This is a genomic window from Sorangiineae bacterium MSr11954 (genome assembly GCA_037157815.1).
GTDB classification, from domain to species: Bacteria; Myxococcota_A; Polyangia; order Polyangiales; family Polyangiaceae; genus Pendulispora; species Pendulispora albinea.
In genome coordinates this window covers 3,912,584-3,934,471 of sequence record CP089984.1, presented here as the reverse complement: position 1 = coordinate 3,934,471, position 21,888 = coordinate 3,912,584, and the positions used below count along the sequence as shown (strand labels likewise).

General features: G+C 68.6%; 19 protein-coding genes. 11 read left to right on the top strand and 8 right to left on the bottom strand.

The genetic code is table 11. From position 1 onward, the window contains the following. Window positions 1-135: 135 nt before the first annotated feature. Window positions 136-1,086: an ROK family protein gene (locus LZC94_15660; protein ID WXB18662.1), complete on the bottom strand. Its 951-nt coding sequence runs from the start codon at window positions 1,084-1,086 to the stop codon at window positions 136-138. A 273-nt stretch (window positions 1,087-1,359) separates the two neighbouring features. On the opposite strand from LZC94_15660, the gene LZC94_15655 reads away from it, so the two are divergent. Genes LZC94_15655 through LZC94_15645 form a run of 3 tightly spaced genes read left to right on the top strand, consistent with a single transcriptional unit; the run spans window position 1,360 to window position 5,027 of the window. Then, the gene (locus tag LZC94_15655) at window positions 1,360-2,913 is read left to right on the top strand and encodes a protein kinase (protein WXB18661.1); all 1,554 of its coding nucleotides are present in this window, start codon (window positions 1,360-1,362) and stop codon (window positions 2,911-2,913) included. A 20-nt stretch (window positions 2,914-2,933) separates the two neighbouring features. Next, entirely contained in the window at window positions 2,934-4,100 is a 1,167-nt protein-coding gene (locus LZC94_15650) for a hypothetical protein (GenBank protein WXB18660.1), read from the top strand. Between the two features lie 12 nt (window positions 4,101-4,112). Then, entirely contained in the window at window positions 4,113-5,027 is a 915-nt protein-coding gene (locus LZC94_15645) for a hypothetical protein (GenBank protein WXB18659.1), read from the top strand. Here LZC94_15645 and LZC94_15640 read toward each other — a convergent pair. Then, a complete protein-coding gene (locus tag LZC94_15640; protein ID WXB18658.1) occupies window positions 5,024-6,739 on the bottom strand; it encodes a hypothetical protein in 1,716 nt (571 codons plus the stop codon). The genes LZC94_15645 and LZC94_15640 overlap by 4 nt on opposite strands. Window positions 6,740-6,949: 210 nt before the next feature. On the opposite strand from LZC94_15640, the gene LZC94_15635 reads away from it, so the two are divergent. Then, window positions 6,950-8,233, top strand: a complete 1,284-nt coding sequence (locus tag LZC94_15635) for an amidohydrolase (protein WXB18657.1) — start codon at window positions 6,950-6,952, stop codon at window positions 8,231-8,233. 87 nt (window positions 8,234-8,320) lie between these two features. Next, a complete protein-coding gene (locus LZC94_15630; protein WXB18656.1) occupies window positions 8,321-8,938 on the top strand; it encodes a peroxiredoxin in 618 nt (205 codons plus the stop codon). Here the strand turns inward: LZC94_15630 and LZC94_15625 are convergent. Next, window positions 8,857-10,260, bottom strand: a complete 1,404-nt coding sequence (locus LZC94_15625; protein WXB18655.1) for a PLP-dependent aminotransferase family protein — start codon at window positions 10,258-10,260, stop codon at window positions 8,857-8,859. The two genes, LZC94_15630 and LZC94_15625, sit on opposite strands and share 82 nt — an antisense overlap. 101 nt (window positions 10,261-10,361) lie before the next feature. On the opposite strand from LZC94_15625, the gene LZC94_15620 reads away from it, so the two are divergent. Genes LZC94_15620 through LZC94_15610 form a run of 3 tightly spaced genes read left to right on the top strand, consistent with a single transcriptional unit; the run spans window position 10,362 to window position 13,459 of the window. Further along, window positions 10,362-11,555, top strand: coding sequence for an aminotransferase class I/II-fold pyridoxal phosphate-dependent enzyme (locus LZC94_15620; protein WXB18654.1), 1,194 nt, complete (start codon window positions 10,362-10,364; stop codon window positions 11,553-11,555). Window positions 11,556-11,582: 27 nt separating this feature from the next. Next, entirely contained in the window at window positions 11,583-12,452 is an 870-nt protein-coding gene (locus LZC94_15615) for an AraC family transcriptional regulator (protein WXB18653.1), read from the top strand. Window positions 12,453-12,487: 35 nt separating this feature from the next. Next, entirely contained in the window at window positions 12,488-13,459 is a 972-nt protein-coding gene (locus LZC94_15610) for a hypothetical protein (protein ID WXB18652.1), read from the top strand. A 167-nt stretch (window positions 13,460-13,626) separates the two neighbouring features. Here the strand turns inward: LZC94_15610 and LZC94_15605 are convergent, their stop codons facing one another. Both LZC94_15605 and LZC94_15600 read right to left on the bottom strand, forming a co-directional pair. Then, window positions 13,627-14,181, bottom strand: a complete 555-nt coding sequence (locus LZC94_15605; protein WXB18651.1) for a hypothetical protein — start codon at window positions 14,179-14,181, stop codon at window positions 13,627-13,629. 298 nt (window positions 14,182-14,479) lie between these two features. Next, window positions 14,480-15,406: a LysR family transcriptional regulator gene (locus LZC94_15600; protein WXB18650.1), complete on the bottom strand. Its 927-nt coding sequence runs from the start codon at window positions 15,404-15,406 to the stop codon at window positions 14,480-14,482. A 107-nt stretch (window positions 15,407-15,513) separates the two neighbouring features. Here LZC94_15600 and LZC94_15595 point away from each other — a divergent pair, with 107 nt between their 5' ends. After that, on the top strand, window positions 15,514-16,170 hold the full coding sequence (locus LZC94_15595; protein WXB18649.1) for a glutathione binding-like protein: 657 nt from the start codon (window positions 15,514-15,516) through the stop codon (window positions 16,168-16,170). A 155-nt stretch (window positions 16,171-16,325) separates the two neighbouring features. On the opposite strand, the gene LZC94_15590 is transcribed toward LZC94_15595, so the two are convergent. From LZC94_15590 to LZC94_15580, 3 genes are all read right to left on the bottom strand, one after another. After that, the gene (locus tag LZC94_15590) at window positions 16,326-17,801 is read right to left on the bottom strand and encodes an OFA family MFS transporter (protein ID WXB18648.1); all 1,476 of its coding nucleotides are present in this window, start codon (window positions 17,799-17,801) and stop codon (window positions 16,326-16,328) included. A gap of 180 nt (window positions 17,802-17,981) precedes the next feature. Then, window positions 17,982-18,293, bottom strand: coding sequence for a hypothetical protein (locus tag LZC94_15585; protein WXB18647.1), 312 nt, complete (start codon window positions 18,291-18,293; stop codon window positions 17,982-17,984). After that, window positions 18,290-19,483: a DUF2252 domain-containing protein gene (locus LZC94_15580; GenBank protein WXB18646.1), complete on the bottom strand. Its 1,194-nt coding sequence runs from the start codon at window positions 19,481-19,483 to the stop codon at window positions 18,290-18,292. Before LZC94_15580 ends, LZC94_15585 begins: the two co-directional genes overlap by 4 nt. A 213-nt stretch (window positions 19,484-19,696) precedes the next feature. On the opposite strand from LZC94_15580, the gene LZC94_15575 reads away from it, so the two are divergent. Next, the gene (locus tag LZC94_15575; protein WXB18645.1) at window positions 19,697-20,419 is read left to right on the top strand and encodes a response regulator transcription factor; all 723 of its coding nucleotides are present in this window, start codon (window positions 19,697-19,699) and stop codon (window positions 20,417-20,419) included. A gap of 11 nt (window positions 20,420-20,430) precedes the next feature. After that, window positions 20,431-21,882 (top strand): HAMP domain-containing histidine kinase, encoded by a 1,452-nt coding sequence (locus tag LZC94_15570; protein ID WXB18644.1) that lies wholly within the window; start codon window positions 20,431-20,433, stop codon window positions 21,880-21,882. The last annotated feature ends 6 nt before the right edge of the window (window positions 21,883-21,888 follow it).

Here is a 21,888-nt window from a genome sequence, read left to right as displayed (position 1 = left end):
CCTGGAAATAGGGCCGCTTGCAGCCGTTTCATCACACGCCCGCAAGCGGGCGATGGACAAATCGGTGTAACGAGGGAGCGGGGGTGGTGGTTCGATGATCCCGGGGCCCTCCCCGATCCATCTCGGCTACTTCCTCTACTTGGGAAGGAACGCCGCGCCGAACACGCCCGCGCTATCGCCGACGGCATTTTTCACGACGCGCGTGCGAAGCACGTCGGTGAAGGCCCAGCGGCGCAGCGCCTCGATGCCCGCGTCGTAGAGGACATCGACATTGGAGACGCCGCCGCCGAGGACGATCACGTCGGGATCGAGCACATTGACCACCGTGGCCAGGGCGCGGCCGAACATCTCGGTGAGGTGCTCCAAGGTCGCGCGGGCCGCGGGATCGGTCGCGCGCGCAGCCGCGACGTCGACCAAGCGGCGCGCCACCCCCGCGCGCGCAAGGTAGTCCTTCTCGATGAACGGACCGCTGAGGTACGTCTCGATGCAGCCGCGCCGGCCGCAGTAGCACGCGGGGCCGCGCTCGGGCTCGAGCGCGACATGCCCCCACTCGCCCGCGATGCCTTGGGCGCCGTCCCAAACCCGCGGCGCGCCCTCGTCGGCGATCACGATGCCGCCGCCCACGCCCGTGCCCATGATCACGCCGAAGGTCACGCGCGCCCCGCGTGCGGCGCCGAGCACCCGCTCCGCCAGCGCAAAACAATTGGCGTCGTTGGCGAAGACGATGGGCCGGCCGAGGCGCGCGACCAAGTCGCTGCGAAACGGCCGCCCGTTGAGCGCCGTGGTGTTCGCGTTTTTGACCATGCCCGCCTCGGTCAAGCTCCCGGGCATGCCGATGCCCACCCGCGCGACATTCTTGACCCCCGCTTGCCGCTCGGTCTCCGCGAGCACCTCCGCGGTGACATCGAGGATGTGTTCATAACCCCGATCGCGTTCGGTCGCGCGCCGCACGCGGGCCAAGGTGACATACTCCCCGTCCCCCTCACGGCTCCCGTGCCGCTCCTGACCCCCGAGCTCCCGGCGTTGGAGCGCGATGCCCTCGACCTTGGTCCCGCCAAGATCGATCCCCACACGAATTTCCGACATCACACACCTCCTGCATGCCGTTGGGATGTGCGAAGGCCCTCACCTCTGCGTGGAGAGTCGGCCGCGGCAAGCTGCCGGCCTCCGACTTCGGCGTGGGGCCGCGGGCGCAGGGTCTTGGTCACGGGTGCTCGGTGTGTCGAACGACAGTCGGGGCAGTTTTTTAAACGTAGGGACATGAGGCACATATCGGGTCACGTATCGGGATGGTTATCGAAGCCCAGGACGCATCTAGCCCTGGGCCAAGGGTGGATCGGCATGGTACCCTGAGCTTTAGTGCAGGCCGAGGCAAACCTCGATCAGACTGTGCTCGACATCATCGACGCGCGGGTCGGCACAGTCATTCGAAACAAATGGCGTGTCGATGCCCTGCTCGGAACGGGCGGGATGGCGGCCGTGTACGCTGCGACGCATAGGAACGGCAACCGCGTCGCGCTCAAGGTGCTCCACCTGCAGCTGTCGATCGATCAGTCGCTCTGCCAAAGGTTCAAGCGCGAAGGGTACGCGGCCAACTCCGTGCAGCACCCGGGCGTGGTGCGCGTCCTCGACGACGACGTGACCGAGGACGGCGCGGCCTTCCTGGTCATGGAGCTGCTCGACGGCGAGACCGCCGCCGATCGCGCGGAGCGACTTGGCGGTCGGCTGCCCATCCAAGACGTCATGCCCATCATCGATGGCGTGCTCGACGTGCTCGACACCGCCCACGCGGGCGGGATCGTCCACCGCGACATCAAGCCGGAAAACATCTTTTTTACCCGCGACCGCCGGGTGAAGCTGTTCGACTTTGGAATCGCGCGCCTGCGTGACGGTGGTTCGGCATCGCACCTATCGCATACCGCATCGGCCATGGGGACACCGGCCTTCATGCCGCCCGAGCAAGCGCTCGGACACATGGACAAGGTCGATGCGCTCTCCGACGTATGGGCAACAGGTGCGACGATGTATACGCTCCTGTCGGGTCATCTGGTGCACGAGTACGACACCGCCAACGAGGTGCTGATCGCCGCCGCCACCCGCTCGGCCGCGTCGCTCGGCACCGTCGCGCCCGACGTGCCGCCCGAGATCGTCGAGATCGTCGATCGCGCGCTCTCGTACGAGAAGAAGGGGCGCTGGTCGAGCGCCAAGGCCATGCAGCACGCCCTGCGCAACGCCGTCGACTCGCTGGCGTCCTCGTGGGGACGCATTTCGCTGGTGGAGCCGGCGGAGGCGAGCGGCAGCCACCCGCGCGTGCTCATGCCGCGCGAATCGGCCACGGAGATCGTGCCGCAGTCGGCTGCGCTCTTCCGTCCCCCGACCCCTGCGGGAGGCCTGCGCCCCGGGCCCAACCGGCCCGCGAGCCCCGACACCACGGCGCCCTCCACCGAGAAGCCGCACCCGAGCGCCGCCAACAGCTCTTCGTTCAAGGCGGCGATCGATCCCGAGGCGGCGCCCGACGAAGCCGCGCGCAGGAGGTCGGGCCTCCATCGGGCGAAGGTCGCGGCCATCTGGGCGGTGTTTCTGGTGCTGGTGGCGCTCTGCGGGATGGTGTTTCTCGCCATGGGAAGGGTGGCCGGCCCGCAGCCGAAGGTGACCTCGTCGGTGCCGCTGGCGGTCCCCAGCCCCACGGCGGCCGAGCCCCCGCGCCCGCACCCGGCCGATCTGGAGCTCACCAACGCCGATCTCCCTCCCGCGAGCGCCTCGCCCGAGGCTGCGCCCGGGGCGGGCGGGCTGGACGATCCGGGCAAGCCCGCGACGAAGGCGCCGCGCGCGCGCACGCGCAAGCCCTCGGACTCGAAGGCGGCGCCCGCCGAACCACCGCGCGAGAAGTCCTGGCTCGATCGCCGCAAGTGATGCTCTCCCGCCCTCGACGCGTGCGATGGCTGTTCGGGCTACTCGGGCTGATCGCGGTCACGTGCGGCGCCGGGATCACCCCCGTGATCCCGGCGCACGCCCAGCCGGCGCGCCCGCAAACCCCCGCCGATCGCGCGTTCGAGCAGGGGCGCGACGCGTCCGTCAAAGGGCAGTTCGGGCTGGCCTGCCAGTACTTTCGCGAGAGCTTGCGGCTGGATCCCACGGCGGTGGGGACGCTCATCAACCTCGGCGACTGCGAGGAGAACCAAGGGCACCCCGACGTGGCCCTCGCCTACTACGAGCAAGCCTTCGGGCGCCTCTCGATCAAAGACGAGCGAATGACCTTGGTGCACGAGCGCATCTCCTCGCTCGAAAAGCGCTCGGCGCGCCTGGAGCTGCGGCTCGGCAGCGGTGCGCCGGCCGAGACCAAGGTGACCCTCGACGGCCGCGTCCTCGAGGGCAAAGAGCTGGGCGGTACCCTGCTCCTCACGGCCGGCAACCACTTGGTGGTGGTGACCGCCGTGGGCTACCGGGGCTCGCGCCAAGGGGTCAGCTTGGGATCGGGCGAGGCGCGCACCCTCACCGTCTGGCCGGGGGACCCGCTCGAGGAGGCCGTCCCCACCTTCGTCGACACCTCGGCGCGTGCGTCGGGGATCGAGAGCGCCGAGAAGAAGCGCGGCCGCGAAGGGCGCGCCCAGGTGGGGCGCATCCTGGGCATCGGCGCCGTGAGCCTCGGCGTGGCGGGGCTCTGGGTCGGCAGCGTGGCGGGGCTCTTTGCGCTCGACCGCGAGCACCTGCGACGCGACAATTGCGACGCGAACAATGTCTGCAACCCCACCGGCTACGACGCCGCGCGCTCCGGGAGCACCTTTGCGACGGTCAGCACCATCGGGTTCTTGGCCGGCGCGGCGGCCGTCGCCGGAGGGGTCGCGCTGATCCTGACGAATCGGCCTTCGCCTTCCGCGCCAGCATCGGGCGCCTCCGGCGGGGTGAGCGCCTCCGGCGGGGCGAGCGCGTCCGGCGGGGCGAGCGCGTCCGGCGGGCTCCGCACCGACGCTGCGCTGCCGGCCCCACTCCGGCCAGCGACGGCGACGCCCCCTCCCCTTACCAGGCCGGCGACGGCGACGGCCATCGCGCCCCTGCTCGCGCCGGGATCGGCGGGGCTCTCGCTCTCGCACACGTTCTAGCCAGGACCCGCGATGAACCCCCGCCCGCTCGCGATTGGCGCCGTTCTCGCCGGCTTCGTTGCCGCCGGGGCCATCGGCTGCGCGGATATCCTGGGCGCCCGATTCGACGACGCCACCCCCGCCGGCCCCGACGCGGGCGGCGCGACGGACGCACCGTCCGGGCCCGAGGCGGGCGGCGGCGACGCGTCCAACGTCGATCCGCGCAAGGTGGAGCACCTCGAGCTGTGGCTCGCCGCGGACTTTGGCGTGAGCGAGACGGGCCCCGACGCGGGCGGCCACCCCGACGCGCAGATCGCACCGGCCAACGGCGTGGCGCTTTGGGAGGACCGCTCCGGCCGTACGCACACGGCCTTCGCGACCGATCCGACCAAGCGCCCGCTGCTCCTGCGCGACGCCGCGCCCTTGCCGGTGCTGGCGTTCGACCGCGCCCGGCAGACGTGCCTCGCGAACACCTGGACCGGCGCCGGCGTGCCCCCCGGGCTGACGTTCTTCGTCGTGAGCCGAGGAAACGCGACCAACGTGCTTCGCTTCGGCCCCCTCGGGACCATCGCCTTTCCATGGGACTCGAACTACGGCCGCCCCGCCGCCGAGCCTTTGCTTCATCTGCTGGTGGCCACCGGCCCGAGCGCGCGTGAAACGCCGCAGCTGGGGGGCGACACCAACACGTGGGAGCTCCTCTCGGCGCGGCTGGTGCCCCGTGAGGTCGGCGGCCTTCGAACGTACCGCCATGGCGTGCTGGCCGAGCAAAGGTCGTGGACGGGCGCCGAGCTTCCATCGCTGGACGCGCTCACCATCGGCTGCGCCGGGCTCCTCGACGAATTCGCGACCGCGCTGGTGGGCGAGGTGCTCGTCTACACGGCCGCCTTGCCCGACTCGGATCGCCAGCGCATCGAAGGGTACCTGCGCGCCAAGTGGCAAATGCGTTAGGGCGCCGAAGGGGTACCCGCGCAGCGGACCATGGCGCTGACATCGGCGCCGCTCCGGCAGAGGAGATCGCGCTGGGCGCGCTGCAGGGGCGCGGCGCCGGCGATGGCGATCCGCGGCAGGGTGCCGATGCCGTGGATCAGATCCGTAAAGACCAAGGTTTGCTTATAGAATAAATTTTTATCGATACCCGCCAATCCATAACCAGGTGTGAACAATGTCCACGGCGCGGTGATGAAGGCCACCGTCGGCAGCAAATGCAGCAGGTACGGATTGCCCTCGCCGCCGAAGCTTTGGTGCGGCGGCAGATGCAAGGACGGCACGTCCGCCCCGCGCATGGCGCTGGTCTGCCGCAGATCGTGCGCGAGCACGGCCCGAAAGAGGGCGCCCTGCAGCCCCGGGCTCTCGGTGACGAAGAAGGCGTTCGTCTCGTGCTCCGAGGTGAGCACCAGCTCGCGCCCCGGCCCGCCGTCGCGGCGCGGGACGGCCGTGTACGTGCGCGCGCCCAAGTGCTCGACCACCACCACGGCCGCCGCGCGTCCATCTTGGTACGCGCGATCCAGCTCCTGCGCATAGGGCTCGGCGCTGCCATCGCGCCACGGGGGCACCAGGTGTTGATGCAAATGCGCGGTGGTGAACACGAACTCCAGGGTGCGCGGGCGGCAGCGCACGTCGAACTGCGCGAAGTAGCGCGCCATGGCGAGCATCGCCAGCGGCCCGTTGTCCCAGAGCGCGTTGACCCCGTCGGTGTGGCTCTCGATGGCGATGCGCTCGTCGCTCACCCCCGGGAGGGTGGCGATCAGCATGCGCGTGCTCGAAGGCTCGACGGTGGCCGATAACCCGAGCCGCGCCACGCCGCCCGCCGCCGCCAGCTCCTTCAGCGGCTTGGCCTCGTCGGCCCCCACGTAGAGCGCGGGCACCGGCCACACCACGCCCTCGTACGGCCGGTACTGATCTTGGACCTGCGAACGCGGCAGCCCGTGCATGAGCACGATGCCGGCGGCGCCCGATTGGGCCGCCGCGGCGATGTCCGGCACGGGGCTCGACAGCCAGTCGCGCTCGTAGGTGCCGCCCACGTTGCGCGCGATCGTCCCGTCGGGATCGTACGACCACCAGGCCATCGCACTGAAAAAGGCGTTGGGCAGCGAGCCGGGGACCACGTCGCGCAGCACGATCTTGCCGGCCACGTGCGCATCGGCGATGGCGGCGCCCGGCGGCACGTACACCAGCGCGCCCTGGACGCCCTCCGGCGGGGTGGGCCGCGCGTACGGCACCGCACCGCTCGGCGCGAGGGGGTGGAGCTGCGCGGCGTCCACGCCTGCCTCGAGCGCGAGGGCGTGCTGCGTCCAGCGCACCATCGGGTATGAAACGCTTCGCAGGCGCGCGCCGGGAAGCAAGGCGAGCTGCGATTCGAGCCAATCGACATATGCCGCGTGCTGCGCATTGCCGGTGGCGCGCACGCCGTAGCTGTCGAGCTTCTCCTCCAGCGCCCAGAGCTCGTCGGCGCTCGCGAACGAGCTCGGGTTCACGGCGCGCTCGCAGTCGCCTCGCAGGGCGGGCGCATCCCACGCGGTGGAGCGATTGGATGTGCGGCCCGCTGGCGCGTTCGATCCGGGGTCGCTGCACGAGGAGAGCAGCCACACGAACCATGCAATGAACGCGACGGAGGCCAGCGCCCCGCCCGCATGAAGACCGTGGCGCGCTCCGTGTCTCATCCCGTTAAGGTACACGCTCCACGGCAATTTCAAGGGACGCCAACGATTTTCGCGCGCGCGCCAATCGTCGAAATCGACATTCGCCGCGGCCGCTGCATCTCCGATCCCGTGCGCGTCCTATCCCGTGCGCGCCGAAATCGACATTCTCGAAATCGACGTGAGCCATACCCTTGGCGCGAATGAAAGGATGGGGTGCGGGCACATGCGTTCATGAAAAAGACCCTGTGGCCGGTTCGGCCGGCCTGCCTGGCGTTGTTGGCCGGAGCTCTGTCCTGCAGCAGCAACGATTCCGAGTCGCCAAAGGCCTCGCCGCCCCTCGATACCATTCGCACCAAAGCGGAGTCGTTGCGCGAGGAGCTCATTGGCATTCGCCGCGATATCCATATGCACCCCGAGCTCTCCGGCGAGGAGTCACGAACGGCGAAGCTCGTCGCCGATCGCCTGCGCGCGCTCGGGCTCGACGTGCGCACCGATGTCGGCGGCCACGGCGTGGTGGGCCTCTTGCGCGGCGCCCGACCAGGCCCGGTGATCGCCTACCGCGCCGATATGGATGCCATGCCGGATCCGGAGCCGCCCGGCCGCCCTCATGGCTCCACCGTACCCGGTAAATTTCATATCTGCGGGCACGATCTGCACGTGACGGTGGGCCTCGGCGTGGCCTCGGTGCTCGCGTCCATGCGCGCGGACATGCAGGGCACCGTGGTCTTCCTCTTCCAGCCGGCGGAGGAGACCTTGAAGGGGGCGGAGGCCATGCTCCGCGACGGCGCCCTCGCCGGCCCTCGCCCCGACGCGATCTACGCCCTGCACACGTTCCCGGCGCCCGTGGGGCAAATGGCTTACGGCGCGGCGTTCGGCGGCAACGACAATTTCCGTATCCAGCTGACGGGCCCGAACGCCACGCGCGAGCTCGCCGAGCAGCTTCGAAAGGACTTGGGCGCCCTCGCCACCGTCGCGCCGCCCGCCACGCTCGAGCAGATCGACACCATGCTCGCCGATCTCCAAAAGGAGAACGGCCCTTATGCGCGCGCCCTCTCCATGCGCCCGCGCGTGGTGGCCGACCGCACGCCCATCGAGGTCCGCGGCACGGTGAAGGTCTCGTCCGACGACATGTTCTCCGCGGCCCGCGAGTCGGTGGCGGCCATCGCCCTGCGCGACCTCGGCGCCGGCAACTACGTGCTCGCGTTCCCCGAGGCGCCCTTCCCCGCCATGGTGAGCGATCCCGCCGTCAGCGCGGCCGCGGCGCCGAGCCTCTCCGCCGTGCTCGGCGCGACGAACACGCTCGCCTTGCGCGGGGTCGCGGTCTTTCCAAGCGAGGACTTCGAGCTCTTTTTGAAACGGGTTCCGGGCGCCATGTTCCTCTTGGGCGTGGGCAATCGGGCGCGCGGGATCACGGGCTTTCCGCACATGCCCGACTTCGACGCGGACGAAGGCGCCATCGAGGTGGGAACGAAGGCGATGAGCCACGTCATTTGGCAGCGCCTCGCGCAGCGCTGATTCGAAATCGCCGCCCGCCGACGGCATCGGCGAATCGAACTGGTGAATCGAACCGGCGTCGAAATTGCACCGAGAGCAATCCGGCGATTGAACCGAGGCGTCGCCCATGTCACGTCGCATGGCATGGACACGGACGTATCGATCCTTCCGAGCAATCTCCCCATTCCCACCGACGACGGCGCGTGCGATCACCTCCCGGGCGCGCCCCTTCCGCGCGTGCTGCTCCCGTCGACCGCCGGCGGCACCGTCGACCTCTCCGCGATCGCGCGGACCACCGTCCTCTACATTTACCCGATCTCGGGCCCCACCAACGACGATCTCCCCGACGGGTGGGACGCCATCCCCGGCGCGCGCGGGTGCACGCCGCAAGCCTGCGCCTTCCGCGACCACCACCGCGAGCTCGAGAGCCTCGATGCCTCCGTGTACGGCCTCAGCACCCAATCGACGGCGTATCAAATGTCGGAGATCGCGCGCCTTCATCTGCCGTTCCCGCTCTTGAGCGACGAATTGTTGCAGTTTGCAACCGCCCTGCGATTGCCCCACATCGGGGTGAAGGTGCAGGGCAGGACGGTGCTGAAACGCGTGACCTTGGTGTGCGGGGCCGGGGTGATTCGAAAGGTGTTCTACCCGGTTTTTCCGCCGGACAAGAACGCCGACGAGGTCATCGCCTGGCTGAAGGCGAACCCGTCGAGATCCGCCTCGTAGTCGCTCGCCATCGCCAGCTGCCGCAGCTTGCGCAGCGCCCGCGCGGCGGCGTCGTGCGGCGGCGACGCCAAAGCCAGGCGCACGGCGTTGGGGGCGTGCCCGGCGCCGATGGTGAACGCGCTCGCGGGGGTGAGCGCGATGCCCAAGCGCCCGGCGGCCGCCGCGAAGGTGTCGGCGCGCCAGGTGTTCGGCAGCTCCACCCACACGTGAAAGGCGCGCGGATCGCCCCGCACGGTGAGCCCGTCCAAGAGCTCGACGGCGAGCCGATGCCCGCGGGCGGCCTTCTGGCGCTTGGCCTCCGCGATGCGCGCGGCCGTTCCATCGGTCATCCAGCGCAGGCCGGCGGCGAGCGCGAAGCCGTTGGCGAGCCAGCCGCCGGATCGAATGGTGGTGGCCAGCTTCTCCGTGAGCCGCTCCGGCGCCACCAGAAAGCCCACGTTCAAGCCCGGGGCGAGCCGCTTCGAGAGGCTATCGACCAAGATGGTGCGATCGGGGGCGAAGGTGGCCAGCGGCTCCTCGTCGGCCAGGAAGGAATAGATCGCGTCCTCGATGGCCACGATGCCGGTGTCCTTCAACACGTCCGCGAGCTCCTCGCGCCGCGCGCGGCTCATGGTCGTTCCGAGCGGGTTGTGCAAGGTCGGCTGAACGTAAATGGCCGATAACGGCCTCGCGCGATGCGCGTGCACCACCGCCTCGGGCCGCAGGCCCTCCGCGTCGAGCGCGAGCGGCTCCAATGTCACACCGATGCGCGCGGCGATGCCCCGCACGATGGGGTACGTGAGCGCCTCCACCCCGATGTGCCCACCCACCGGCGCGAGCGCGGCCATCGCCACCGCGATCGCCTGCCGCCCGGCCCCGGCAAAGAGCACATTGGCCGGATCGGGCGTCCAGCCGCCGCGCGCAAGGAACGCGGCGGTCGCCTCGCGCGCAGCCGACGTCGCCGAAGCCCCCACGGGGCGGAGCGCATCGGCCAGCGCGCCGCGGCCCGTTGGCGCGGCGATCGCGGAGAGCACGGGCGCCATCGCATCGATCTGCTCGGGCAAGATGCAGTAATTCAGCTCGAGATCGACGGGCGCATCGGGCGGCTCCACCAAGGTGGGCCCCGGCGGCTTGGCCGCGGCGCGAACGTATGTCCCCCGCCCCACCTCGCCCACGGCCAGCCCGCGCCGAATGAGCTCCGCATAGACGCGGCTGGCGGTGGAGACGGCGATGCCGCGTCGATCGGCGAGCTCGCGCTGCGGGGGCAAGCGGTCACCCGGACGCAAGCGGCCCGCCAGAATGTCGGCCGCCATCGCGTCGGCGATCGTTTGGTAGCTCTCCACGTCGGGCTCCTCGTTCCTTGGGTTCTGGGTGTTGGATTGAAATTGCTCCGAGAGCAATAATCGAATTGCTCCAATATTGCACCGAGCTCACTATCCCTTGCATGCACGCGCACCGCAATGGGCAGCTGTCGTTCACCACCCGCTTGCTCACCGCCGACGACGATCCCGAGGACGGGCTCAGCGTCTCGCCGCCGCTTCATCAGTCGGTGAATTTCGCGGCGCGCGACGAAGCGCACCTGCAGGCGATCTCCGCGCCGCTCGGCAGCGAATACTACACGCGAAGGGGCAATCCGACCACCGCACGGCTCGTCCAGGTCATCGCCGATCTGGAGGGCGGCGAGGCGGGGATGATGTTCGCCTCGGGCATGGGCGCCATCGCCACCACCCTGATGACCTTCGCCAAAGGCGGCGATCATATCGTCGGACAGCGGAATCACTACATCGGTATCACCGAGATGCTCGACAAAGTGCTCCCGAGCTTCGGCGTCGAAGCGAGCCGGGTGGACCAGACCTCGGTGGAGGCGTTCGAGCGGGCCATCCGGCCCAACACGAAGCTGATCGTCCTGGAGTCGCCCGTCAATCCCATGATGCACATCACCGATCTGCGGGCGGTGTGCGCGCTGGCAAAGGCGCGGGGCATCCTCACCTTCTGCGACAACACCTTTGCGACCCCCATCAACCAACGGCCGATGGAGCACGGGGTGGACATCGTCATGCACAGCGCCACCAAGTACATCGGCGGCCACCACGATCTTCTGGCCGGCAGCATCACCGCGTCGCGCGCGCTCACGGAGCGCATCTGGGATACGAGCCTCGTCACCGGCGCCATCGCCGCGCCCTTCAACGCATGGCTGGCGCTGCGCGGTATTCGCACCTTGGAGCTGCGCGTCCGCCAACACAACGAAAACGGGCTCGCGCTCGCGCATCTCCTCGAGGAGCACCCCGCCGTCCGCCAGGTCTTCTATCCGGGGTTGCCCTCGCATCCGCAGCACGCGCTCGCGCGCGCGCAGATGTCCGGGTTCGGCGGCCTGCTCACCTTCGATTTGAAGGGTGGCTCCACGGCGGGGAGCGCGTTCATTCGGAAGCTGCGGCTCGCGTCGTTTACGGGCAGCCTCGGCGGCGTCTCGTCGACGGTCATGCAGCCGGCGGTCTTGTTCGGCGATCGGCTCTCGAAGGCCATCGTCGAGGAGCAAGGCATCACGCCGGGGTTGATTCGCTTTGCGGCGGGCATCGAGAACACGGGGGACTTGCTGGCCGATGTCGAACGAGCCCTCGACGGACTTCCAACGGCGTAGGGCTCCCTGCTGGGTTATGGTGCGGGGGTGACCTCGCACGCCCGGCAGCTGCCCATCGGCTCGAAGCTCATCATCCACGAGATCCACTGCCAGAGCCCGCGATCGGGGCGCGGCCCGCTGCGCGGCGGCGAAGCGACGCATTTGGTGTTCGTGCGACGTGGCGCGTTTGCGTCGCATGTCGGATCGCGCGAGTACATCGCGGATCCTTGCACGGCGCTCATCGCGTGGGAGGAGACGGAATATCGAATCAGCCACCCGGGCGACGCCGGCGACGATTGCACCGTCCTCGAGCTGGGGCCGGAGCTCGCGCACGAGATCCTGGGCCGGCTCGAGCCGCGGCGCGATTTTGCCATGCAGCTTTCACCGCAGGTGCAGGCGGCCTACGCTGCATTGTGGACGGTGCTCGCGCGCGCGCACGGTGACGTGCTGGCGTGCGAGGAGGCGGCGCTCGAGCTCATGTTCTCGGCGCTGGACTCCGCGCGTCCGCGCATTCCGGCCGCCACCAAGAGCCGTCGCGCCACGGCGCTGGCCGCCATCGAGCTGCTCAACGACGATCTGGCCGCAAACCGCCCCGTCTCGGCGCTGGCCGAGGAAATTGGCTGCTCGCCCAGCCACTTGATGCACGCGTTTCGCGCGGAGATCGGCGCGACCTTGCGCGGCTATCGCCTGCAGCTCCGGCTCGCCGCGGCGCTGCACCGGATCGCGGCCGGCGAGGACAACCTGGCGGGCCTGGCGGCCGAACTCGGCTTTGCAAGCCACGCGCACCTCACCGATACGTTCGCGCACTTGGTCGGGATCCCACCGCGCGACGTGCGCGCCTGGATCCAGCGCGACAAGGATCCGTCGGCCTCCTCGATGCGCAGGTTTCTGGAAGCCCGTATTCACCGCCGCGCCTAGGTTGCACGCTCGCGACGACGACGAGAGGTGCGAATATGAATGACGTTTGGCGAAGGGCCGCCGCATGGATCATCGCAGGCGGCGCGGTGGTGGCCTGTTCGAATGGTGCCAACGATGGCGGTGTGGGACGCGAGGGGTCGAGCCTCGCCGCGGCGGGGCTCGCGGCGTCTCCCGCAGCGGCGGCGTCTCGCGCCCCAGTGGCGCCTCCCGCCCTGATGGCGTCTCCCGCCACGGTGGCGTCCCGCGCCGGGGCGGCGCATCCCGCAGAGACGGATCCCGATGCGGCGGGCGACGAGAGCGCGGGCGCAGACGCACCCCAAAGCGCCGATCGCGCGGCCGAGAACGCCGAGGTGTGGTGCCGCGCGCGCAAAAACCCGAACCCGGTGCTCTTTCGAAAATGTGCGCACCCGTACGGTACGAGCATGGTCACGTGGAGCGAGCGGGTGTCGCAGTGGATTTACCGGCAACCGAAGGACCGCAACCCGATCCTCGATCAAACGGGCAAAGACTGCGCGGTCGACCAGCACGGGCCGGTGTGGTTCATCCCGCCCATCGAGAACGAGGCCCCCGTCTTCCGCGGCGCGCGCGCGTGCACCATCCCGCACGGCAAGGCCGTCTTATTGGATATCGGCGCCTTCGTGAATCCATTCCCCCGCCCCGATCCCAACTACCGCCCGGCGCCGGGCCAGGACCTGTTCGATTACTTGGTGGCGCGCGCCAAGCGGGTCATGGATACCGTCGATTTGCTCCAGGTCTCACTCGACGACAAACCGCTCGAGGACGTCCTTGGATATCGTTTCGTCTCGGAAACGTATTTTCACCTCACCGGCGACACCAGCTTGCTTGGCTTCGATCCACGCATCACGGGCTGGGGGCAGCCCGCCGTCTCCGACGGCTTCTTCATGATGTTCAAGCCCCTCAAGCCTGGCCGCCACACCCTCTGGGTGCACGGCACCAACACGGGCGGCGACGACAAAACGTACACGTACCACCTGACGATCGAATGAGCGCCAACCGAAACGCACCGCCCGCCGCCCGGGCGGGCCGCGCGCTCCGGCGCCGAAGATTACTGCTGGATGTCGACGACGGCGCGGGGGCGGGTTGGTCAGCTCGCGGATGCGGAACCGCGTAAGCCGCGAAACGCTGGACGCGAAACGCGCCGCGAGCAACTTCTCTAAAGCTTGCAAACGCTCGAGCAACGATCGTTCAAGCATTCACCGAGGCGGGTGGCGTCGCTCTGCCCCGAAGGGTGGGCCTTGAAGCAATTGTACGCGCAGAGCTGATCGCCGCGGCGGCACGACTGCTGGATGCAGTTCACGATGGCGGCGCACTCGGGCTTCGCCTGGCACGTCACGGCCTCCGCGCAGCAGCTCTCGGCCAAGCACGGATCGCACGTGGCGTCGCCGGAGCTCACCGGACAGCCGGGAGGCGCCGCCGCGTCCGTTCCTCCGCCTCCGCCACCACCTCCGCCTCCGCCGCCGCCACCTCCCGCGCCCGTATCGGGCGCACCGCTATCGAGGACGGTGCCAGGGCTGCCGCTGCCCGCGTCGCGGCGATCCGAATCGCCGCCACCGCCGCCAGCGTCCTTGCCGGGATCGCGGGAGTCGCTGCTGGTGCCGGTTCCGCCCGAAGGTCCGCTCGACTCGTCGCCTGCGCAGCCCAGAGGGCCGAGCGCCATGGCCGACAAAATCACGACAGCAGCACCCGTCAGAGCGGACGATAACCTCATCCCGAGACCTCTTCCTTTCGTCTTTTCGTCAACGCTTCTACTTCGTCTTCTTCGGCGTCATCGTGCGGGAGAGGTCTCCCGACGAGACGTCTTCGGCGTCGTCGTGCGGGAGGTGATCTCCCGACGAGGCGTCGTCGGCGTCGTCGTGCGGGAGGTGGTCTCCCGACGAGACGTCGTCGTGCGGGAGGTGGTCTCCCGACGAGACGTCTACTTCTGCTTCTTCGTTGCGCGGTCGGTGTCCTCTCCTTGCGATGCCCGAAACCGCATCACCGGGGCGCGTCACGGGGATGCCGGCGGATCACCCGGCCAGACGGGCTTGGGGCGCGGTCACGGTCAAGGCCGAAAACACGCGCTGCGCGGCCGCATCGAACCCGCGCCGCCAGGCCAGACGCCAAGGGCGGAGCAGAGGCCCCGAGGCCAAGCGCTTGGTGACCAAATCGCCCTTCACCAGGTGCGGGCTCGCGATCCACTCGGAGAGCACCGCGATGCCCAACCCCGCGCGCGCGACGTCCACGATGGCCTCGGTGAGCGGAATGCGCTCGAACCGAAGCTGCGGACGGGCGCGGCCGAAGACGCGGGTCAAGAACCATTGCTTCTCCTCGGGCGGCGTGTTCCCCGTGAGGAGCGGGGTCGTGCGCAAATCCCGAGGCGTGATGGCTTTGCGGCCCGCGAGCGGGTGCGATGCGCCCATCATGAACACGATCTCGTCCGAAAAGAGCGGGCGCTCCTCGAGGCCGCGCGGAACGGCCTTGGTCGTGAGCAGGGCCATATCGATCTTGCCCGCCTCGAGCGCGGCCACCGGATCGTCCGTGTGCTCGACCTCCAGCGCGAGCCGCAGATCGGGGAGGCTCTGCCGGAGCGCGATCAAGGCCGACGGCAGCCAGTGGTACGCCGTGTAGCACTCGCACACGAGGCGGATGCACAAGGGCGCGGCTTGGGGTGCGCGGACGCGATGCTCCAGATCCCCGAGCTCCACGAGCAGGCGCGCCGCGCCCTCGAGGAGGCGCTCACCGGGCGCCGTCGGGGTGAGCCCGCGCCGGGTGCGCTCGAAGAGGCGCGTGCCGAGCTTCTCCTCCGCCGAGAGGAGCGCGCGGCTCACCGCCGACTGGGTGATGTGGAGCAACGACGCGGCCCGCGCGGTGCTCCCCGTCGACGCCAGCGCCATGACCACGCGCAAATCGCGGATCTCCAAGCTCGGTCCCGGGACGGCTGCAATGCGTTCCATTCATCGAGCCTATTCCAAGTATGCGTTGGACGCATCGGCTATCGAACCATAGGTTCTCGTTCGTCGGGCGCTGCCCCTTCGGCGCTCGCCCACCCCCGGAGAACCCCATGCAACTGTACTTTTCGCCTTTGGCCTGTTCGCTGTCCTCGCGCATCGCCCTGTACGAAGCCGGCGCGGACGCCACCTACGTGGAGGTCGACCCCAAGACCAAGCTCATACGCGATGGAAACGACTTCCGCGAAGATTACCGCGGGGTGCACCCGCTGGGGCTCGTCCCGCTGGTGCGAACGGACGATGGCGAGCTCCTCACGGAGAACGCCGCCATCCTGCAGTACATCGCCGCCTGCTACCCGGACGCGAAGCTCGCGCCGGAGAACGGCCTCGGCCGGGCGCGGCTGCACCAATGGCTTTGTTTCATCGGCACCGAGCTCCACAAGGCGCTCTTCGTCCCCACCATGGATGCGAAGGCTCCCCCCGAGGTCAAAGCCTATGCGCTGCAACGGGAGACCTCCCGCCTCACCTATGTGGACGCGCACCTGCGCGATCGCGAGTTCCTCCTCGATCACTTCTCGGTGGCCGACGCGTACCTGTTCGCCATCTTGAATTGGACGGCCGTCGCGCCCATCGATCTCGCGAAGTACCCCGCCCTCGGGGCCTTCATGGCGCGCATGCGAAAGCGTCCGATGGTGGCCAAGGCCTTCACCGAGGAGCGCGCCCTCTACATGGAGGAGGTCGCGCGCCACGCCGCCGCGACGAAGGCATGACCAGCCCGACCAGCCACACCAGCCAGACCAGGCGGGATCAGCCCGTAAATAGCTTGGCCGCCCGAAGAACGGTCTCGTAGAGGCCATACGCCAGCGGAACGCTCACCAGCACCCAGGCCATGGCGAGCTGCATGACGGCCGGTGCCGCCGATGCTTCACGATTCATGCGAGACCTCTCCTTCGGATGGAGCATGCGGAGGGACGGGCGAACGCGACGCCTCGTCGAAGCGCTCGTCGACGGCGCGCACCAGCCAGTTGGCCACGAAGCCAACGGCCAGCACGGAGGCCATCACCAGAAATGCCGGGCGGTAGGCCTCCGCCGTGAGCGCGCCGGGTTTGCCTTCGCGCTGCAAAATCGCATTGATGATGAGCGGACCGGCCACCCCGGCCGCCGACCACGCCGTCAAAAGTCGCCCGTGAATGGCGCCCACTTGGAACGGACCGTACAGATCGCGGATGTAGGCCGGGATGGTGGCGAACCCGCCGCCGTACAGCGAGAGGATCGCCCCCGCGAGCAGCACGAAGACGACCGTCGAGTGCCCGCCCACCATGGCCAGCAGCGCATAAAGGATCACACCGAGCCCGAGGTACAGCGAATAGATCCGTTTGCGCCCCACGATGTCCGAGGTCGAGGACCACACGAACCGCCCGGCCATATTGCAGATCGAGAGAACACCGACGAAGCCGCCCGCCACCACCGCCGAAACATGGCTGCGCGGCCCGTCGCGGAAGAAGTCCTGAATCATCGGCGCCGCCTGCTCCAGAATGCCGATTCCGGCGGTGACATTGCAAAACAAGGTCACCCAGAGCATCCAAAATTGCGGCGTTCGAATCGCGTTCGCCGCCGAAATGCGCACCTGCCGATCCGGATCGAACCCCGGAAACGAAGGCCGCGACATCCGCACCCGCCGCGAGACCTCACCGGCGCCCCCCGAGGGCGCACCCGACGTGCCCGGCGCATTCGACGGGGCTGACGCAGCCCCCGGCGGCGCCCAGCCCGGCGGCGGCAACCGCACGGTGAACGCGCCAAACATCATGGCCGCGAAGTAGCAGGCGCCGAGCACGAGGAACGTCTTCATGACACCGCTGCCCGGGTTGCCCTCCGAGGTCTCGAAGGCCTGCATCAACTTGAGCGATACCGGCGATGCAATCAGCGCACCGCCGCCAAAGCCCATGATGGCCATGCCGGTGGCCAGCCCGGGCCGATCGGGAAACCACTTAATGAGGGTGGGCACCGGCGAGATGTAAGCAATGCCCAGCCCGATGCCGCCGACGACCCCGTAGCCGAGATAGAGCAGCCAGAGCTGCCGGGTGGCGATGCCGAGCGCGCCAATGGCGAATCCGGTGCCCCAGCAACAAGCCGCCACGAACATGGCCTTGCGCGGCCCTTGCCGCTCCACCCACGTTCCACCGAAGGCGGCCGATAGACCGAGGATCACGATGGCCAGGCTGAAAATGCACGCGATGGGGGTGGGGCTCGTGGCGAAGTGCGCTTGCAGCGGGCGCTTGAAGACGCTGAACGCGTAGACCTGCCCAATGCTCAAATGAATGGCGAGTGCCGCAGGTGGAATCAACCAACGGCTGTATCCCGCTGTCGCCATACTCCGCTCGCGATCGAGCAAACCCGACATGAGCCCCCCTTCGTGGTGCCTTCCCATTTCGAAGCGCGACGCCGATTCGCCCCGACCCGCACTGCCCGCGATGTCCCTTCGGCGACGACCCGACCCTAAGCTAAAACATGCGACCGGTCCGTGCTCGCGCTTCCGCGATGATTTTTCGATTTTGCTACGCGTTTGTAATCGTGCGCGCGGTCATGTGCGCCGTCCGTTTCGTGACGGCGCCGGTCCACGCGCCTGGTCACCGGAGGTACCGTCCCTTCCCGGGGGGATTTCATTCGCGTGCGGCCCGCGCACTTGCTCCACGAACTGCCGCTCCGAGGCTTTGAACTCGGCAAAGTTCGCCTGCGCCTCACGAAGGGAGATGGCATTGGCACCGCCGGCGGCATTGGGATCGTCGAACTGAGCATCGTCGTCTTCCCAGAAGCACACGGGGCAAATCACGAACGTGCCGGGCGGTGGCTCGGTGAGGGTCAGGTATCGGCAACAAGGGCAAGCGTAGCTCACGTTCTCATCCGCCTCGTCTCGTGCAACGAGCCCGTCTTCTCCGTCAGCCGTACGTATGCCAGATAAACGGCTTCGTGCACCCCCGCGAGCTCGAACGCGCGATGCAAGAGCTTCTCGCACGCCGCGCGCGTCCACGCGCGCGCCGGCCGAAGCGCTCCGCGGCGATGGGCCGCGCCGGTGAGGGCGCCCAGATAGCGCGCCAGCGACTCCAGCTCCGCGTCGGGCACCTGCGCGAGATTCAGCTTGTCCTCCTGGGGCGCCAGCCTTCGCACCAGCATCGACGCGTTGCCCAGGCGGACGGTGCTCGCCATGTGTGGCGGCTGATCCAAGCATCGCTCCATCGCGCGAAGCACGCGCTCGGCCGGGACCATCGCGCGCGTACTCTTGGGCACGGGAAGGTTGCCGAAGGTCACGGCGGCGGGCTCGCCCTGCGCCTTCATATCGAAGATCCAATGGCCATCATCGACCCTGGCCGAGGCCTTGCCCCGCGCCAGCACGGCGATGCGCAGGGTCCCGAGGCTCCCGGTGCCCGCGATGCGAAATGCCGTATCGACCACCTCGAAGTGCTCCTTCGATAAGCCGTATTTCTCCTGCACCTCGCGCGCGTACACCGCGAACGCACCCCGCGCGGCGAGGTCGACGGAGGCCGGCAACTCCACGTAGCGCCCTCCATCGCGCACGAAGCGGCGCCCGCGCGACGTCTTGGTGGTGCGCGCATCGAGCAGCGCCCGGCGCGTGCGCGCGCTCGCACGGGCCAGCAGCTTGGCGACGGGCGGAGGGCGAGGCCCGATCTCCGGCGATCCGAACGCACCGCCCACGTACGCTTGCAGCATGGCCGCGGCCAAGGTCACCGTGCGGCCGCCGCTGGCGCCGTTGCCCCGCGCGGCCAGGATCAAGCTGGTGAGCAATCGAAGCACGTCCAGCCGCCAAGGCCCGAGGACGGCCTCGTCGAAGTCGTTCAAATCGAAGGTGACATTGGCCGCGCGCCCGCGCTGCAAGAGATCCACCGGCGCCGTGCGGTACACACCGAAGTTCTCCACGTGGAGATCGCCGGCGATCCATCCTTCGCCCGGTGGTCCCTCGCGCACGTCCTCGGCGCAGATCCAATAGAAAAGTGGCGCCGCACCCCGAAGAAAACCTACGGACGAGGCGCGCATCCGAAGCACTTTGCGCGCGAAGAGCTGCGGCATGGTTCGGGTGCGACGCTTGTCCTCCGCGAGCTGAGCGCGCGCAAGCTCAAGGGAAATATCCGCGTTTTTCGACAAGCTAAAGAGTCGATGGGCCGATGGCATGTCGCAAATTACATCGCTTCCGCTGAGATCCACCAAAAGGTCGACCTGCCTTTACGGGATTAATTGTCGGTTGAGCGACCATGACGCGCGCGGGGCAGCTACCATCTGAGCATGGCGCGTATCCTGATTGTGGAAGATGACGCTCCCATCGCCATCTTGCTCGCCGACCATTTGAGGAAGGCGGGCCATACCGTGCGGGTTGTGGGGAACGGACTGGAGGCGATTGCCCTCTATCGAACCGAGCGTGCGGATCTGGTCATTCTGGACGTGATGATCCCCGGGGCCAACGGCTACGACGTTTGCCGTGCGCTGCGGGCAGAGCCGGGCCGGCAACCGATTGTGCTGATGTTGACGGCACGCGTAACCGAGGAAGATGCCATTCTCGGCTACAAAGTCGGGGCCGATGATTACGTGCGAAAGCCATTCGGCGTTCGCGAGCTTTTGGCGCGGGTCAAGGCCCTCCTGCGCTTCGAGCGAAAGCCGCAAGAGCCCGAAAAACTGCGCGCGGAGACCGCGGCGGAGGCGCTCACCCTCGGGCCGCTGCGCCTCGATCCCGCAGGGAGGCATGCGCAAATTGGAACGCGCTCGGTCGCGTTCACGCCGATGGAGTTCGATATGCTCATCTGTTTCGCGCGGCGTGCGGGTGAGGTGCTCACCCGCGAGCAGCTCCTTTCGGATATATGGGGCTACACGGACGCGAGCTACGCGCTCACCGTCGATAGCCACGTGACGCGGGTGCGCCGCAAGCTCGCGAGCGCGGGGCTGGCGCCCGAGATCATCGGCACGGTGCCGGGCGTGGGGTATGTGCTTTCGATCGACGCCCTGGAAAAGTAATATCCAATTCAATGCAGCAAGCGCGGTTCTCGCGACGGGTGTCACGGGTCGTGTTCATCGTGCTCTTCTTGGGCATCGTCGCGCACCTGATGACCGTCGGCTTGGTGTTTCACCAAAGGGATCTCCTCATCCGCGAGTGGATCCTCACCATCGGCCTTCGCATGGCCCGCGTCTCGGCCGAAGGTGGCCTCTTCGACGCGGGCCGGCTGCCGGCCGAGTTCGGCGACATCCACGGCTTCTCCATCGTCCTCTACGACATGGAGGGCCGTGCGGTCGCGCGCAGCCGCGACGACATTCCCATTCTCGAGCAGCTCCCGCCGTACGTGCTGCGCGAGGCGCAGGGCGACTCGCCCGTCTTCCCAGGCCCCTCGGTCATGTGGACCGAGCACATGGCCATCCTGCGCACGCGCGGCCCCTCGGGGCCCGTTCGCTATGTCGGCATCTTCGATCGATGGGCCGCGCACCGGATCCTCCTCGGGGTGGCGCTGGCGCTCTTCTCGGGGTTCCTCGCGAGCTGCCTCGTGTGGTTCGCCGCCACCCTCATCCTGGGCCGGCGCTTGCGCGAGAGCTTGCACCACGCCGAGCTCGTGGTGCGGCGCATGGCGAGCGGCGATCTGGAGACGCGCCTCCCCTCGTACGGTGAAGACGAGATCGGCCGGCTGGCCAAGGACTTCAACCGCATGGCCGACAGCGTGGCCAAACACATCGAGGAGCTCCGGCGCGAGCGCGATCTGAGGCGCCGCAGCTTCGCGGCGTGGACGCATGAAATCGCCACGCCGCTCACCAGCGTCCTCGGGTACCTGGAGTCGCTCTGCATGGAGGACGACGTCGATGCGCCCACGCGCGATCGCTACCTCGCCACCGCCTACGAGCGCGCCCTGGCCCTCAAGGCGCTCACCGACGATCTTCGCACCATGTCGCAGCTCGACTTCGAGGGCCTGCGGCTGGAGACGCGGGTGCTCGATCTGGCGCTCATCGCGCGCACGGAGGTGCAAGGTTTCGTGCACGAGGCCGAGCGGCGCGGCATCGGCCTTCGCTCGGAGCACGAAGGGCCGGCCATGGCCATGGGCGATGGACAGCGGCTCGCGCAAGTCGTGCGCAACCTCTTGAGCAACGCGCTCCGCCATTCGCCCGAAGGAAGCCATGTGGTGGTCACCGTCCGCACGGAGACGTCTCCATCGGCCGAAGCCCCTCCGACCCCCCGCATGCGGGCGCGCCTCGAGGTGCGCGACCAGGGATCGGGCATCCCCAAGGAGCACCTCGCGCACTTGGGCGAGCTCTTTTACCGCGCCGATGCCTCGCGCGACCGGCGAACGGGCGGGCGTGGCCTCGGCCTGGCCATTGCCAGGGGCATCGTCGAGGCGCACGGGGGCAAGCTCTTCATTTCGTCGGAGCTGGGCTCCGGGACCACGGTTCGAATCGATCTCCCATCCCACCTGGACATTTCCCAAGGCCACCCCTAAGGGCTT